The following is a 14,924-nucleotide window of genomic DNA, read 5'->3' as shown; positions in this document are numbered from 1 at the left end:
GGCCTGGAACCTAGCCGACAGGGCTGCCCCCAGCCGCCATCGTGAGGCTGCGCTCCGCGTCGCGGCGCAGCACCAGCACCGACAGCGGCGGCAGACAGAGATCAAGGGAGTGCTCGTAGCCGTGGATCGCCCAGTCATCGCTGAACTTGCCGCCCAGGTTGCCGAGGTTGCTGCCGCCGTAGCGCTCGGCGTCGGTGTTGAAGGCCTCTTCATAGAAGCCCTCCATCGGCACACCCACCCGGTAGTGGGAGTGGCTCTGGGGGGTGAAGTTGGCCACCACCACCACCCAGCGGCCGCTGCTGCTCTCGCGCCGCATGAAGCTGATCACCGAGTGGCGGCTGTCGTTGCAGTCGATCCACTGGAAGCCGTACTCGCTGAAGTCATCACCCCAGAGCGCCCGTTCCGAGCGGTAGAAGGTGTTGAGATCGTCCACCAGATGCTGCAATCCCTGGTGCGCCATATACGCGAGCAGATCCCACTGCAGATCGCCCCATACATTCCACTCCGCCCGCTGACCGAACTCCATGCCCATGAAGATGGTTTTCTTGCCGGGGTGGGTCCACATGTAGGCCAGCAGGGCACGCACATTGGCGAATTTCTGCCAGTCGTCGCCCGGCATCTTATGCAGCAGGTTGCTCTTGCCATGCACCACCTCGTCGTGGCTGAGGGCGAGCATGAAGTTCTCCGTGTAGGCATACCAGATCGAGAACGTGACGTTGTTCTGATGAAACTGGCGGAACCAGGGATCCAGCTCGAAGTAATCGAGCATGTCGTGCATCCAGCCCATGTTCCACTTCAGGTTGAAGCCGAGGCCACCGGTGTCGGTGGGCTTGGTCACCATCGGCCAGGTGGTGGATTCCTCCGCGATCGACAGGGCCCCGGGAAAGTGCTGGAACAGCACGTGGTTGGCCTGCTGCAGGAAGTGCACCGCCTCGGTGTTCTCGCGGCCGCCGTGCTCGTTGGGCAGCCACTCGCCATCGGGCCGCAGATAGTCGCGGTAGAGCATGGAGGCCACCGCATCCACGCGGATGCCATCGATGTGGAATTCCTCGAACCAATAGATGAGGTTTGCCACCAGGAAGTTGCGCACTTCATTGCGGCTGTAGTTGAAGATCAGGGTGCCCCATTCCTTGTGCTCCCCGATGCGCGGGTCGGCGTGCTCATAGAGGTGGGCGCCATCGAAGAAGGCCAGGCCGTGGGCGTCCTTGGGGAAGTGGCCCGGCACCCAGTCGAGGATCACGCCGATGCCCTCGGCGTGGCAGCGGTCCACGAAGGCGCGGAACTCCTCGGGGCTGCCGTAGCGGCTGGTGGGCGCATACCAGCCGGTGACCTGGTAGCCCCAGGAGCCATCGAAGGGATGCTCTGAGATCGGCATCAGCTCGATGTGGGTGAAGCCGCGGGCCTTCACATAGGGGATCACCCGCTCGGCCAGTTCCGGATAGGTGAGCAGGCGGGCGCCGGGCTTGAGGTCGGCGGCGGGTACCGGCGGGCGGGCGGTGCCGTCGGGCTCGAGGTAGGGGTCATCGGCGCTGGAGTGCATCCAGCTGCCCAGATGCATCTCGTACACCGTGATCGGCTGCTCGATGGGATTGCGGCTGTCGCGCTCGGCCATCCAGCCCTGATCGCTCCAGCTGTAGCCGCCCAGGGGTTGCACGATCGAGGCGTTGGCTGGCCGCACCTCATGGCGGAAGCCGTAGGGATCGGCCTTCTGGTAGCAGTGGCCCGCCTGGGTACGGATCTCGTACTTGTAGATCGCCCCAGCCTCCAGAGCGGGGATGAACAGTTCCCAGAGTCCGCCCAGGCGGCTCTGCATCGGATGGTGCCGCCCGTCCCAGCCGTTGAAGGGTCCCAGCAGCGCCACGCTGCGGGCGTTGGGGGCCCAGAGGCAGAACATCACCCCGGCGATGCCATCGCGCTCGGTGAGGTGGGCGCCCAGCCGCCGCCACACATGGTGGTGGTTGCCTTCGGCGAACAGGTGGCGATCGAGCTCCCCCATCCACTCCTCGCGGAAGGACCAGGGGTCGTGGGCCTCATGGCTGATGCCACCGCGCTGCACCCGCACCCGGTAGTCGCTGCCAGGGTTGTGGGGCAGCGTGGCCTCGAAGATCCAGGGGTGGTGGGGAGTGGTGGTGGCGTGACTCTCGGATCCCAGCAGCAGCTCCACCCGCTCGGCGTCCGGCATCCACACCCGCACCACCCAGCCGCCACCGTCCAGGGACTGGGGGCCGAGCAGCGAGAAGGGGTGGTCGTGGCGGCATTCCGCCAGCCGCAGAGCGTCCACCACCATCCAGTCGAGAGTGGGGACGGGCATGGCGGTTCAGCGTCTGGGGAAGCTGGGCGAGCTTAGGGTCGACCGCTCGCTTTGCCGCCGCCAGCGAACTTGCGGGGCCGGACCGGATCCTGGGGGAAGTTCACGCCCACGATCTCGTTGTGGGTGTTGAGGATCACGAACAGCGAATCGGTGACCTCCTCGAACTCAGTGTTCACCAACACCAGAAAGGCCTCATCACCACGGTCCACCTCCACCACCCGGCGCACGTCCACGAAGGCTCCTGTGCGCCGCTGCAGTTGTGTCCACTGGGTCTGCAGGGCGGCGGCGCTGAACTCCTCCTGCATGGGCAGGCTGAGGAAACTGCGGGCCGCCACGAACTGTCCGGCGCTGAGGGCCACCACGAAATCGCGGGCCACCTTGGCGGTATCGGCGTCGGTGAGGTCGAAGTGGTAGCCCTCCAGTTCGCCCCGGTCGTTGAGCACCATGAACAGATCCTGGGTGCCGTCGGCGGTCTGCAGGCTCGCCTCCACCGTGGTGGAGTTGAGGCCGCCGCGCACGCTGAGCAGCGTCCAGCTCAGCAGCCGGGGTTCGTTGCCCATGCGCTGAGCCACCAGCTCTGGGCTGCTGATCGCCTTGAGTTCAGGGGAGAACTGGGCGAAGCGCCGGTTGGGGTCGCGGGTCTGCACCGCCGCCAGGATGCGGTTGGCCGCCTTGCGGGCCTCATCCACGCTCAGGCGCGCCCGCGTCACGGTGGCGCCGGTGGCCGCAGCGCCGTCAGCCGCTCCCTGGGCCAGGGCGTCAGCGGGGCCGCCGGCCAGCGCCAGGCCCACGGCCAGGCCAGCAACGACAACGGCGGTGCGTGGCGTGAGGGCGAGGGGCATCACGGGGCCGGGGATGGGTGAGCCCAGTGTGCCCCAGGATCCAGGTCGTCCAGGGGTTCGAGGCTGAGTTCCGCCCCGGCGCTGTTCAGCTCCAGGGTGATCACGCGATGGTGTGGGCCGCTGCCGCCCCAGGGCTGCTCGCCGCTGCCGGGATTCACGGCCACCTGGGGCCAGGCCGCCGCCGCCAGCGCCAGCCGCAGCCGCTCCCCCGCCTGCAGGTGCAGCAGCAGGGGCTGCAACCACACCTGGCGCCAGTGGGCCTGCAGGCAGCCCTCACCGAGCTGGCGGGCCACGCCGGTGCTGAGCTGATGCGCCGCTCCATCCAGGCTCACGCGCACCAGGGCGGCGCAGAGATCGAAACCGGGCTGATCGGCGCCCACCCGCAGCCGCAGCCGCGGCCGGGCCAGCAGGCGCAGGGGCCGCTCCAGGGGCGCGCTGGTGAAGCAGGCCACATCGCGGCGCTGGTCCAGATCGCTGCGCTCACAGGGCCCGGCATCGAGGCCCAGATGACCGCCGCGCCCCGGCACCGCGCGCCACGGGTCGTGCACCAGCCAGCGCCTCTGCCCCCCCGGCGCCGGGGCCCTGCCATCGGCCGCCAGCACCAGGGCCTCAGCGCTGAGATGCCAGCGGCGGCCGGGCTCCAGGGCCGGTGTCACCCCGGCCTCGCCCGCCGAGGGGGCCACGCTCCACCACTGGCCGTCGCTGGGGTCCTGCACCATCGCCGGCGCTGCCGCTGCCACCGCCGTGGCTCCGGGCTGCAAATGCCGTTGAAAAAACCTGAGCAGCTGGCCATCGATGCCGTCGCGCCAGTTCAGATGGGTCCAGGCGCCGATCCGCAGCAGGGGGTTGGCACCGGCCTGCCGGCCTCGTTTCCAGAGCTCCAGCACCCCCTCCAGGTGCGGGTCGTACCAGCCCCCGATCAGCAGCATCGGCCGCTGCCACAGGGCTGCCGCCGGCTCATGCCGGATCCAGCCCGCCGCCTGGTGGGGGTCGTGGCCCAGCCAGCGCCGGGCCATGCCGGCCGGATCCAGCTCCTCCAGCAGCTCCGCTCCCTCCTGGAGGAACGCGCCCGTTTCGAGGCTGCGGCGGATCCGCCACCAGCCCTCCTGATCTCCCCGGCGCCGGCACTGCAGCGCCGCCAGCTGCAACCCCCAGCCCAGTCCCAGGGCCCACCAGTGGGCGCCACCGCTGCTGGCCCAGTGGTGGCGCTCATCCAGGCCGGCCATCGCCGGTGCCAGGCAGTCGGGCAACCCGTCGCCGTCCTGGGCGTCGCTGAGCAGCTGGGTGAGGCCCTGGTAGGAGAAGCCAAGCATTCCCACCCGGCCGTTGGCTCCGGGCAGCCGCCGGGCCCAGCGCAGGCTGTCGGCCGTGTCGGGGGCTTCCTGAGCGAAACCGCCGAACGTCCCCTGCGAGTCGCCCTGGCCGCGCACGTCCTGCACCACCACCAGGAAGCCCTCGCGGGCGAACCAGAGCGGGTGGGGGAGGGTGGGGGTGGAGGCGATCGCCCGGCCGTAGGGCTGGCGCATCAGCAGCACTGGCCAGGGTCCAGCGCCGGGGGGCTGCCAGATCCGGCTGACCAGCCCCACCCCATCGCGGCAGCTGAGCCAGGCGTCCCGCCAGTGCACGGCCTGGCCGCTCAGCGCACGTCGGGGCAGTGGATGCCCACCACGTAGGTGGTGAGAACCTCCGCATCCATGAGGCTCAGCCCCTCCTGGGCGGCGATGGTGCGCGTGGCCTGCTTGCTGGTGTACGACATCCCCCGCTTGTTCATCTCCCGCAGCTGGCCGCAGAGGGCCTTGGCCCGGGCCGGATCCCGCCGCACCGACTCCAGCAGGCCCGACTGGGCCAGCGCCGGGGCGATGACGTCGGCACCGGCCAGGGCGGCCGTCAGCACGGCCAGGGCAGCCAGCACACCAGTGATCCGGGATCCACCGATCGGGGCACCACCAATCCGGGTCGTGGGTCGTCGTGTCTGCGGCCGGGAGCGGTGCAGTGGCAGACGGTCCAGGGGAAGACGGTGGTGATGCGCAGCCACGTCCTGTCCGCGTGTGCTCCTATTCCAGGCCGCTGCGGCATGGTCGGAGCTGGCCTGGGGTCAGTTTGCGGCCCGGCGAGCCCTGCTGATCCATCCCTGCAGGGTGGCCATGTCAGGGGGTGCCACAGCCTGGCCGGTGAGGCGCCGCTGCAGGCGTCCGGCCTGCACCCACAGCTGCTGCGGGTCGGCCCGGGCCAGCCCGCGGGCATCGGCGATGCCGGCGTGCAGCAGCAGGGCGGCCTGGGCTGGCTCGAGCCCCACCGCCACCACCAGCCGCGCCTGGCCCCGCAGTCGCCGCAGGGTGGGCTCACTGGCTTCGCCCTGGCTGGCCAGCCGGCGCAACCGAGAGTCGTCCAGCTGGGCCAGGGCCTGCCAGCTGGTGACGCCATGGCGCTCCAGCAGCCTGGCCTCGGCGGCGGCATGGGCGGGGAGCTCCCAGGCGGCAGCGCTCACGGCGTCGCCGCAGCGCTGCCGGCCACGCTCACGGTGCCATCGGCGAAGTTGCGGGTGGCCTCGGCTACCACCAGCGGCCGGCTGAGGCCCGGGGCCACCCGCTCCACTGCGCGCAGCCGCACCCGCACCAGCCCCTCGGGAGTGGTGCGGCCACTGCGGCTGAGATTGCGGGCCACCTGTTCCACGCTGGCCCTGGCGGTGGCTGCGTCCAGATCAGCCGGGGTGGTGGCTACCACGAGGTCGCTGCCGTTGTCGTACACCACCTGCACCCTCACGGCACCCTCCACCGTGATCTGCGGCCGGTAGCTCACCGCGAAGGCCAGACAGGACAGGGAGAGCAGCACCGTGAAGCTGGTGATTCCCACCAGACGGAAGCGGATTCCCCAGCGCCGCACAAAGGCGGTGATGGTGAGCACCCCCAGCAGGCCACTGGCAGCCCCCAGCCATTCCCCGGCCACCAGCAGGATCGGATCGGTGCTCATCGGTTGCTGCTCATCGGTGGGTGCTGCTCTGGGCCGCTGCTCTGAGGTGCCGCGGGGTGATGGTGGCCGGGGCCAGGAGGGCCTTGGCAACGCCCTTATATTGCGTGCTTGACGCGATCGGCGGCTCCAGGTTCATGGCGGAGTTGCCACCCCTGGGCCCGCCGTCATCCCCCCCAGAGCCCGAACGCTCCACCCCTGGCCCCCGGTCCGGGGCGCGGCTGCGCCTGCCCCTGCTGCTGGCGGCGCTGGCCGGAACGGCGGCCACGGTGGGGGTGCTGTCGCTGGATCGCCTGGCGGCCGAGACCTATGGCCGGCTGCAGCCCGGCCTGGAGCGCCAGCTCGGCAACGAGCTGGGCCAACCCGTGGAACTGGGCCCTTACCGCGGCCTCACCTGGCTCGGCCTGCGCCTGGGACCCAGCCGGGTGCAGTCGCTGCCCTCCCATCCCTCCGGCGTGGAGATGGGCGGGATCGCGGTGAACCTCGATCCGCTCGCCAGCCTGCGCCGCCGCCTGCCGGTGCTGGAGGTGAATCTGCAGGGCGTGCAGACCAACCTGCGCCCCAACGAGGAGGGCAGCTACTGGCGTCTGCCCGATCCCGACCCTGAGACCGAACCGCCGCGGCTGGTGGCCCGGGTGCGGCTGCCGCAACCGGCGCGGGTGATCCTGGAGCGGGGAACCAGCAAGGCTGAACTGGCGCTGCAGGGCAGCGTGGTGCTCGAACCCCATCTCGCCCGGGCGTCGGCCCTGCTGCGTCTGCGTCCGCTGGCCCCGGGGCAGGCTTCCGCCGGTGCCCTGCAACTGCGGGCGGGCGGGAACTGGCGCACCAACCAGTGGCAGGGCCAGCTCACCAGCCGTGACCTCGGCCTGCAGTGGTGGGCCGACCTGCTGGGGGTGGACGGCGAGCTGGATGGCCGCGTGGATGGCCAGCTGCAACTGGCCTGGCGCGATGGTGAGCCCAGCTGCCAGGGCGACCTGCGGGTGCGCCAGCTGAGCTGGCGGCCGCAGCCCGACCAGCAGGCCCTCAGCCTCGAGCGGCCCCTGCTGCGCTGCCAGGGCCGTGATCTGAGCCTGGCCTCCAGCACCTGGCGCTGGGGTGAGCGCAGCGGCCAGCTGGGGCTGCAGGCCCGCTGGCAGAGCGGTGAGATCCTGCTCCAGCAGCTCCAGCTCTCCTCGGGCCGGTCCTGGCTGTGGGCCCGCGGTGCACTCACACCCAACCCCGATCTGAGCGGCGACTGGCAGCTGGAGCCGGGCGATCTGCCTCTGCCTGAGGGTCTGGAGGCAGACCTGGTGGGATCGGCGTTGCGGGGCAGTCTGCAGCTGGCGGGCAGTTGGAGCCAGCCGCTGCTCAGCACCCGGGTGAACCAGGCCCGCAACCCCCTGCTCGGCCCCTGGCAGGCCCAGCTGCGCTGGCGGGATCAGCGGCTGCTGCTCGATCGCTTCGCCAGTGAGCACCTCTCGGGCCAGGGCAGCCTGCCCCTCGCCCTGGCCGGGGCCGAGGGCCTGCGCGCCGGCCTCCTGGATCTGCGCCTGCAGCTGCAGCGCTTTCCGCTGCCCCGCCTGAGTCCGCTGCTCGGCGCCGAATTGCACGGCGTGGCCGACGCCGAGGGCACGATCCGCGGCCCCCTCAGCGGCCTCACCCCGGAATTTTTCCTGCGACTGGAGCAGCCCGGTGCGGGGCCGCTGCTGGTGGCCGAAACCTGGGAGGGCAACTGGTTCGGCGACCCTGCCGGCGGCGGCCGGCTGCGGATGACCAGCCGCGGCGAGGCTCCGCCCGGCCGGCTGGAGGCCAGGCTCGATCGCCGCTGGGTGCCGGTGGCCGTGAGCCTGGAGCGCAACGACGGCCGCCTGCGTCTGGAGGGCAGTCCCCGCGCCTACAACTGGACTGCCACGGATTTCCCCCTCGTGGGCCTGCAGCTGGCGCTGGGGCCCACAGGCGAGTGGCGCGCCCTGCGTGGTGGACTCAGCGGGGCTGGGGTGCTGGAGCTGCAGCCCCTGGCCTTCCTGGGCCGGGTGGAGCTCGATCAGCCCGCGCTGCTGGGGGTGCCGGTGCGCCGGGTGGTGCTCGACGGCAGCTACCGCGACCGCCGCTATCAGGCCACCGGGGAGATCACGACCGAGGGCGGTGGCGAGCTCGATCTCGAGTGGAGCGGCATCTGGCGGGGTGATTACGTGGCCCGCCTGAGTGGCCGCAATCTCGATGACGGCCTGGTGCGGCGGATGCTGGAGGCCTGGCCCCGCTGGCGCGGCGAGCCCGGCATCGATCCCGGCAGCGCCGCCGATCTCGGCAGCCTGATGATCGACACGATGGGCGGCAGCATCGACGATCTGCTGGTGGCCCTCAACCGGGCCCATGCCCGCCTGCGCCAGGCCCTGGTGGACCAGCGCGAGCGCCTCACCCCGGCGCAGCGGCTGGAGGGAGTGGCGGCCCGCTTTGATCTGGAGATGGAGCTCAGTGGTCCGCGGCTGGCCGACACCCGCATCGATGGCTCCGTTGAGGGCCATCTCTGGTTCCCGGGCCAGGACCGCGATCAGGCCCTCACCGGCGAGCCCCTGCGGCTGGAGCTCAACGGGCCGGCGCGCCTGGGCTCGGGCAGCTTCGGCTTCTCCGGCGTGCCCATCTCCCTGCTGGCCCTGTTCACCCCTGTGCCCGACGAACTGCGGGGTCGGGTGTCTTCCACGGGCACCTACACCCTGGGCGCGGAGCCGGCCCTGGCTCTGGAGCTGGTTCTCGACGACGCCACCCTGGGCGACACCGAGCTCGCCCTGCAGCGCGGCAGTGTGCAGTTGGAGGGCAACGCCATCGCCGTGGATCTGGCCCTGCGGGCCGACGGCGCCGACAGCGGCATCGATCTGGCGGGCCGGGTGCCGCTGGATCCAACCGACGAGGGGATCGAACTGCGGGCCACCAGCCGCGATGACGGGCTCATCTTCCTGAGCCGACTGGCCCAGCCGACGCTGGTGTGGCAGGAGGGCAGCGCCGACCTGCAGCTTCTCGTGCGGGGCAGCCTGGAGCGCCCGATCGCCAATGGCTTCCTGCGTATCCAGAACGGCCAGCTGACGCTGTTGGACCAGGAGGTGGACGATCTCCAGGCCACGCTGCTGTTCGACTTCGAACAGCTGCTCCTGCAGGAGTTCAGTGCCCGGGTGGGAGGCGAGGGCACGCTCAGCGGCAGCGGCAGCCTCGGCCTGTTCAGCCCCCAGGTGGGCGCTGAGGGGGAGCCAGCCCGTCTGCTGCTCGCCCTCGAGGGACTGCCCTACCGCTCGCCGCGCCTCGCCACCGACATCGACGGCGAGCTGGTGGTGGGTGGCAGCCTCACCGCCCTGCGGGTCGGTGGCGCTCTGGCCCTGGCCAACGGCTCGGTCAACGTGCAGCCCGGCCGGCTGGCCGGCGAGGAGCCCGGCAGTCAGACCGTGGCCTCGGTGCAGGAGCTGGCCGAACAGAGCTGGGACTTTCAGGAGCCCCTGGTGCTGCTCGGGCCGGAGCTGGACAGCCGCAACGGCGAGGATCTGCGCGCCCTGGTGCCGAACGTGAGCTTCCTCGGCTTCGACGGTCTGCGGATCAGCCTCGGAGAGGATTTCAGCGTTGTGGTGCCGCAGCTCGCCGATTTCAAGACCAGCGGCAGCCTGCGCATCGACGGACCCCTGAGCCCCGACATCGAGGCCCGGGGGGTGGTGAAGCTGGAGCGGGGACGGCTGAACCTGTTCACCACCAATTTCGTGCTCGACCGCAACTCCCCCAACGTGGCCGTGTTCACCCCTTCGCTGGGGCTGATTCCCTTCCTGGACATCACGCTGCGCACCCGCGTGTCCGACACCATCACCAGCGGCGGTGTGCTGAGCGGCAGTGGTTCCACCTCCATCGCCGCCACCTCCCTGGCGGAGCAGCAGAGTGGCCTCGGTTCCCTCAACCAGCTCAACCTGGTGCAGGTGTTCCTGTCGGTGAGCGGTCCGGCCGATCGCCTGGCGGACAACATCAGCCTGCGCAGCACCCCCGCCCTGCCGGAGGATCGCCTGCTGGCGCTGATCGGCGGCAACTCCCTGGCCGGTCTCGGCGGCGATTCCGCCGGAGCGGCGCTGGCCACGGTGCTGGGGCAGACCTTGCTCTCCCCGGTGCTCGGAACCCTGGGGGAGGCCTTCGGCGAGCGCCTCAGCTTCGCGATCTACCCCACCTTCGTGAACCAGGAGGTGGGCCGAGGCTCCAACCAGCGCTCCGGGCGCGTGCCGCCGGCTCTGGTGCTGGCCACCGAGGTGGGTGTGGATGTGAGCGAGCAGTTCAACTTCTCCGTGCTCGCCGCTCCCAATCGCACCGATGTGCCCCCGCAGGTCAACCTCACCTTCCGCGCCTCCGACCTCGTGAACCTGCAGGGATCGCTGGACACCGAAGGGGCCTGGCAGACCCAGCTGCAGGTGTTCTTCCGCTTCTGAGATGCAGACACCCAGGACAGGGGATGCGGCGGCCGGCGGCACGGACCAGCAGGTGATCGGCGTGGACCTGGGTGGCACGGCGATCAAGCTGGGCCGCTTCGACACCGCCGGACTGCTGCTGGAGGCCCTGGAGGTGCCCACCCCCCAGCCCGCCATGCCCGGCGCGGTGACCGTGGCCATCGTCGAGGCGATTGCCCAGCTGGATCCCGCCCGTCTGGCGCCGCTGGTGGGGGTGGGCCATCCCGGGCCCAGTGATCGCAGCGGCCGTGTGGCCCGCATCGCCATCAATCTTCCCGGCTGGCGCGAAGTGCCCCTGGCCGGCTGGCTCGAAGCGCTTCTGGAGCGGCGGGTGACCTGTGCCAACGACGCCAACTGCGCCGCCATCGGCGAACTCTGGCGCGGGGCGGCCCGGGGCTCTGAGGATGCGCTGCTGCTCACCCTGGGCACCGGGGTGGGAGGCGCCGTGCTGCTGGATGGCCGACTGTTCACCGGCCGCAGCGGGGCCGCCGGCGAGCCGGGCCTGATCGGCATCCAGCCCGATGGTCCCCCCTGCAACAGCGGCAACCGGGGCTCCCTGGAGAGCTACTGCAGCCGGGCCGGGCTGGCCCGCCTCAGCCCCCTCGAGCCGCGGGAACTCTGCCGCCGCGCTGAGCTCGGGGATGCCGAGGCCCTGGCGGTGTGGCAGGCCTACGGGGAGCGGCTGGGGGTGGGGCTGAGTTCCCTGCTCTACCTGTTCACGCCCCAGCTGGTGCTGATCGGCGGCGGCCTCAGCGCCGCCAGTGAGCACTTCCTGCCGGCGGTGTGGCAGCAGGTGCGGGAGCGGGTGCTGGCGGTGAGCCGCGAGGGGCTGCGGATCGAGCGCTGCGCCCTCGGCAACGGTGCTGGCCGCCTGGGAGCGGCCCGCCTGGCCCTCGATCGCCTGGCACCGGACGCGGCGCGCGCCTTGGGATGATGGCGGCATGAGCAGATCTGCCCTGAGCCCGTCTGCGGTGCCCGATCCAGGGGTGCCCGATCCCAGCCCCGAGCTGTTGCAGCGGGCGCTGGCCGTGCGCCGCAGCGCCACCGCCCTGGGTCAGCTGGGCGATCGGCAGCGCCGCGCCGCCGTGAAGGCCCTGGCCGACGGCCTGGAGCGCCAGCGCGGGTTGATTCTGGCCGCCAACCGGGCCGATCTGGAGGCCGCTGGCGCCGATGGCCTGGCGCCGGCGCTGGTGGCCCGGCTGAAGCTCGACGCCACCAAGCTCGATGCCGCCATCACCGGCGTGCGTCAGGTGGCCGCCCTGCCGGATCCGCTGGGCCGTCGCCAGCTGCACACCGAACTGGATCAGGGGCTGGTGCTGGAGCGCATCACGGTGCCCCTGGGGGTGCTGGGGGTGATCTTCGAGGCCCGGCCCGATGCGGTGATGCAGATCGCCTCGCTGGCGATCCGCTCCGGCAACGGCGCCCTGCTCAAGGGCGGGCGGGAAGCCAGCCAGAGCTGTGCCGCGATCGTGGATGCTTTGCGGGCGGGTCTGGCGGGCAGCGCCGTGGAACCCAGTGCCCTGGAGCTGCTCACCAGCCGCCAGGAGAGCCTGGCCCTGCTGCGCCTCGACGGCCTGGTGGACCTGATCATTCCCCGCGGCTCCAACGCCCTGGTGCGCTTCATCCAGGACAACACCCGCATCCCCGTGCTCGGGCACGCCGACGGCGTCTGCCACCTGTATGTGGATCGGCAGGTGGATGTCGATCAGGCCCTAGCGGTGGCGATCGATGCCAAGACCCAGTACCCCGCCGCCTGCAACGCGATCGAAACCCTGCTGGTGCACGAGGCCATCGCGCCGGTGTTCCTGCCGATGGCCGTGGCGGCCTTCAGCGCCGCCGGGGTGGACCTGCGGGGAGACGCCGCCGCCCGTTCCCTGGGGGTGAGCGGCATCGCCGGCGAGGACGACTGGCGCACGGAGTATTCCGACCTGATCCTGGCGGTGAGGGTGGTGGCCAGCCTGCATCAGGCCCTCGAGCACATCGCCAGCTACGGATCCCGCCACACCGACGCCATCTGCACCACCGATCCGCGGGCGGCCGATCGCTTCCTGGCGGCCGTGGACAGCGCCGGGGTGTACCTCAACTGCTCCACCCGCTTCGCCGACGGCTTCCGCTATGGCTTCGGGGCCGAGGTGGGCATCAGCACCCAGACCCTGCCGCCCCGCGGGCCGGTGGGTCTGGAGGGGTTGGTCACCTACCGCTATCGGCTGCGCGGTGAGGGCCACATCGCCGCCGACTACGCCAGCGGCGAGCGCCGCTTCAGCCACCGCCCCCTGCCCCTGTGAGCCACGGCGATCGCATCGTGGTGCGGGGGCTGAGGCTCTGGGCCCATGTGGGCGTGCTTGCGTTCGAGCGGGAGCGGGGCCAGTGGTTCGAGCTGGATCTGGAGCTGGGTGTGGATCTGGCGGCCTGTGGCCGCAGTGATCAGCTGGCCGACACCCTCGACTACGGCACTCTGATCAGCTCCCTGCAGCGCCAGGCCAGGCAGATCCACTGCCACACCCTCGAGCACTACGGCCAGTGCATTCTCGAGCTGATTGCCGCGCGCCATGGGCCCCTGCCGGTGCAGCTGGAGCTGCGCAAGTGCGCGGCCCCCGTGCCGGGCTTCACCGGCAGTGTCGCCATCCGCCGCGCCAGTGGAAGTCGGGCTCCCCGGGTGGATGGGCCAGGGCCCAGTAGCTGAGAGCTCCATCCCCGTGCTCGAGCACGGCGGTGAGCGCCAGCTCCAGCTCTGTTGCTTCGGCCAGGGCCGGGGGCAGCGGCAGCCTGGCCCGCAGTTGGAGGTTGCAGGCCGAGCGCTCCACCTCCAGGGCCAGGGCCTGCAGGGCCGGTTCGGGGCGCAGGTTGCGGCGGTAGCCATCCAGCCGGTAGAGGTTCCAGTGGCCCGCCGGCGCCAGGTTGAGCTCCCAGTAGGGCTCCCGCCCTGCCACCGCCAGGAAGGCCTCCAGGCAGGTGTGGTGCCAGAGCCCGTCGCGGCGTTGGGGCTGGGGCTCTGGCGGGGGAACCCGCAGCTGCTCGAGGGGCCCACTGAGGATGTAGCTGAGCCGCAGCTCCGGGCCGTGGCGCTCGGCCCGGGCGCTGATCCTCAGCGCGGAAGCCTGTGGTTGGTCTGGTGGTGCCGGCTGAAGCCCATGGCACTGTAGCTCCGCCGCCAGCATCAGGCCAGGTCCTCCACCAGTTTGCGGATCTCCTCGTGCTGGGCCTCAATGCTCTCGGTGAGCCGGAACTGCACCAGGGCCCGCTGCAGGTTGTGGCCGGGGTGGCGGCACTTGAAGTAGCGGTTGCCGGCCAGGTGATCGCTGAAGAAGCGCAGGCCGAGCTCAAAGGCGATCAGGCGCACCGCCACGGGGATGTAGTGGAGATCGGCATCACTGAGCCAGGGCCGGGCCAGCTCCAGATACCCCGCCAGCATCGGGCGGCAGAGGGCCAGATCAAACCGCACGGCGGCTGGATCGCTGGCCTCCTCCCCCGCCGGATTGCAGCCCGAGCGCAGGCAGTCGCCGATGTCGTACTGCACCAGCCCGGGCTTCACTGTGTCCAGGTCCACCAGCGCCACCGCTTCGCCGCTGTGGCGATCGAGCAGCACGTTGTTCACCTTGGGATCGCCGTGGATCGGCCGCAGCTTCAGGAGCCCCCGCTCGCGGGCCCGCTCCAGGGCTGGTGCCAGCTCCTGCCGCTGCTCCACGAAGGCGCTGCACCAGCGGCTGACCTCGCAGTCGGCGCTGCTCCCGCGCTGCGCAGCCAGCTGCTGATAGGCCGCCAGATAGCGAGGAGTCACATGGAAGCCCTCGAGGGTGTCGGCCAGCTGGTCGCAGGGCAGGTCGTGGATGAGCAGGTGGAAGCGTCCCAGGGCACGACCCACCTCGCGGGCATGGCTGGCGTCCTGAACCGTGTCGTGGACCACGGTGTCCTCGATGTGGGTGCTCAGGCGCCAGGGCAGGCCGTTGTGCTCCAGCCACAGCCGCCGGTGGGCGCGGGTGGGGATCAGCCGCGGCAGCTCCCAGAGCCGGCCGCTGCGCTCCAGGGTCAGGGGCCGATCGGCCACATGGGCGCCGAGGCGGGCGATGTTGTCGATCACCAGCTCCGGCCGCGGGAACACCTGGGTGTTGAGACGCTGCAGCACGTAGCGCCGCCCGTCGGCGGCCTCCACCCGGTAGGTGTCGTTGACGTTGCCGTTGCCCAGGGGTGTCAGCTCCCGCACCGGGCCGGCGATGGCAAAGGCCTGAGCGATGGCAAAGGCCTCGGCGATGGCCTGCGGCGGGTCGCTGCCGGCGGGGGCGGGGGACGTGGCGGGGGGGTCGACGTGGGCGCTCATGGCGCCATCCTGACCTGAGCGGACCTCCGTGTTCCGGTCGTCGT

At 71.2% G+C, this 14,924-nt stretch carries 12 protein-coding genes; 4 read left to right on the top strand and 8 right to left on the bottom strand.

Going from position 1 to position 14,924, the window contains the following annotated elements; all coding sequences use genetic code 11:
• Window positions 1-10 precede the first annotated feature (10 nt).
• The 6 genes from glgB to KBY96_RS12915 form a co-directional block, all read right to left on the bottom strand.
• The gene (glgB, locus tag KBY96_RS12940; RefSeq protein ID WP_254979871.1) at window positions 11-2,311 is read right to left on the bottom strand and encodes a 1,4-alpha-glucan branching protein GlgB; all 2,301 of its coding nucleotides are present in this window, start codon (window positions 2,309-2,311) and stop codon (window positions 11-13) included.
• Window positions 2,312-2,343: 32 nt separating this feature from the next.
• Window positions 2,344-3,153, bottom strand: a complete 810-nt coding sequence (locus KBY96_RS12935; protein ID WP_254979870.1) for a DUF3887 domain-containing protein — start codon at window positions 3,151-3,153, stop codon at window positions 2,344-2,346.
• Entirely contained in the window at window positions 3,153-4,778 is a 1,626-nt protein-coding gene (locus KBY96_RS12930) for a CocE/NonD family hydrolase (protein WP_254979869.1), read from the bottom strand. Before KBY96_RS12930 ends, KBY96_RS12935 begins: the two co-directional genes overlap by 1 nt.
• Before the next feature lie 11 nt (window positions 4,779-4,789).
• A complete protein-coding gene (locus tag KBY96_RS12925; protein ID WP_254979868.1) occupies window positions 4,790-5,065 on the bottom strand; it encodes a hypothetical protein in 276 nt (91 codons plus the stop codon).
• 183 nt (window positions 5,066-5,248) lie between these two features.
• On the bottom strand, window positions 5,249-5,641 hold the full coding sequence (locus KBY96_RS12920) for a DUF4332 domain-containing protein (RefSeq protein ID WP_254979866.1): 393 nt from the start codon (window positions 5,639-5,641) through the stop codon (window positions 5,249-5,251).
• Window positions 5,638-6,123 (bottom strand): DUF2518 family protein, encoded by a 486-nt coding sequence (locus tag KBY96_RS12915; RefSeq protein ID WP_254979864.1) that lies wholly within the window; start codon window positions 6,121-6,123, stop codon window positions 5,638-5,640. Before KBY96_RS12915 ends, KBY96_RS12920 begins: the two co-directional genes overlap by 4 nt.
• An 83-nt stretch (window positions 6,124-6,206) precedes the next feature.
• Here KBY96_RS12915 and KBY96_RS12910 point away from each other — a divergent pair, with 83 nt between their 5' ends.
• Genes KBY96_RS12910 through KBY96_RS12895 form a run of 4 tightly spaced genes read left to right on the top strand, consistent with a single transcriptional unit; the run spans window position 6,207 to window position 13,248 of the window.
• Window positions 6,207-10,547, top strand: coding sequence for a translocation/assembly module TamB domain-containing protein (locus KBY96_RS12910; RefSeq protein ID WP_254979863.1), 4,341 nt, complete (start codon window positions 6,207-6,209; stop codon window positions 10,545-10,547).
• 1 nt (window position 10,548) lies between these two features.
• Window positions 10,549-11,499, top strand: coding sequence for an ROK family protein (locus tag KBY96_RS12905; protein WP_254979861.1), 951 nt, complete (start codon window positions 10,549-10,551; stop codon window positions 11,497-11,499).
• 7 nt (window positions 11,500-11,506) lie between these two features.
• Entirely contained in the window at window positions 11,507-12,850 is a 1,344-nt protein-coding gene (locus tag KBY96_RS12900; protein WP_254979860.1) for a glutamate-5-semialdehyde dehydrogenase, read from the top strand.
• On the top strand, window positions 12,847-13,248 hold the full coding sequence (locus KBY96_RS12895; protein ID WP_254979859.1) for a dihydroneopterin aldolase: 402 nt from the start codon (window positions 12,847-12,849) through the stop codon (window positions 13,246-13,248). The genes KBY96_RS12900 and KBY96_RS12895 overlap by 4 nt, the downstream gene beginning before the upstream one ends.
• Here KBY96_RS12895 and KBY96_RS12890 read toward each other — a convergent pair.
• Window positions 13,172-13,723 (bottom strand): DOMON-like domain-containing protein, encoded by a 552-nt coding sequence (locus KBY96_RS12890; RefSeq protein WP_254979858.1) that lies wholly within the window; start codon window positions 13,721-13,723, stop codon window positions 13,172-13,174. The genes KBY96_RS12895 and KBY96_RS12890 overlap by 77 nt on opposite strands.
• Window positions 13,723-14,880, bottom strand: coding sequence for a phosphotransferase enzyme family protein (locus KBY96_RS12885; protein WP_254979857.1), 1,158 nt, complete (start codon window positions 14,878-14,880; stop codon window positions 13,723-13,725). Before KBY96_RS12885 ends, KBY96_RS12890 begins: the two co-directional genes overlap by 1 nt.
• Window positions 14,881-14,924: the final 44 nt, after the last annotated feature.

The organism is Cyanobium sp. ATX 6A2 (genome assembly GCF_024346355.1).
Taxonomy (GTDB): domain Bacteria; phylum Cyanobacteriota; class Cyanobacteriia; order PCC-6307; family Cyanobiaceae; genus NIES-981.
Note: the sequence above shows the minus strand (reverse complement) of the source record. Positions and strands in the feature narration are given on the sequence as shown.

Bases quoted from the DNA above. Each gene is read 5' to 3' on its own strand.
- glgB (WP_254979871.1), bottom strand. From the start codon at position 2,311: ATGCCCGTCCCCACTCTCGACTGGATGGTGGTGGACGCTCTGCGGCTG.
- KBY96_RS12915 (WP_254979864.1), bottom strand. From the start codon at position 6,123: ATGAGCACCGATCCGATCCTGCTGGTGGCCGGGGAATGGCTGGGGGCT.
- KBY96_RS12905 (WP_254979861.1), top strand. From the start codon at position 10,549: ATGCAGACACCCAGGACAGGGGATGCGGCGGCCGGCGGCACGGACCAG.
- KBY96_RS12935 (WP_254979870.1), bottom strand. From the start codon at position 3,153: ATGCCCCTCGCCCTCACGCCACGCACCGCCGTTGTCGTTGCTGGCCTG.
- KBY96_RS12900 (WP_254979860.1), top strand. From the start codon at position 11,507: ATGAGCAGATCTGCCCTGAGCCCGTCTGCGGTGCCCGATCCAGGGGTG.
- KBY96_RS12885 (WP_254979857.1), bottom strand. From the start codon at position 14,880: ATGAGCGCCCACGTCGACCCCCCCGCCACGTCCCCCGCCCCCGCCGGC.
- KBY96_RS12890 (WP_254979858.1), bottom strand. From the start codon at position 13,723: ATGCTGGCGGCGGAGCTACAGTGCCATGGGCTTCAGCCGGCACCACCA.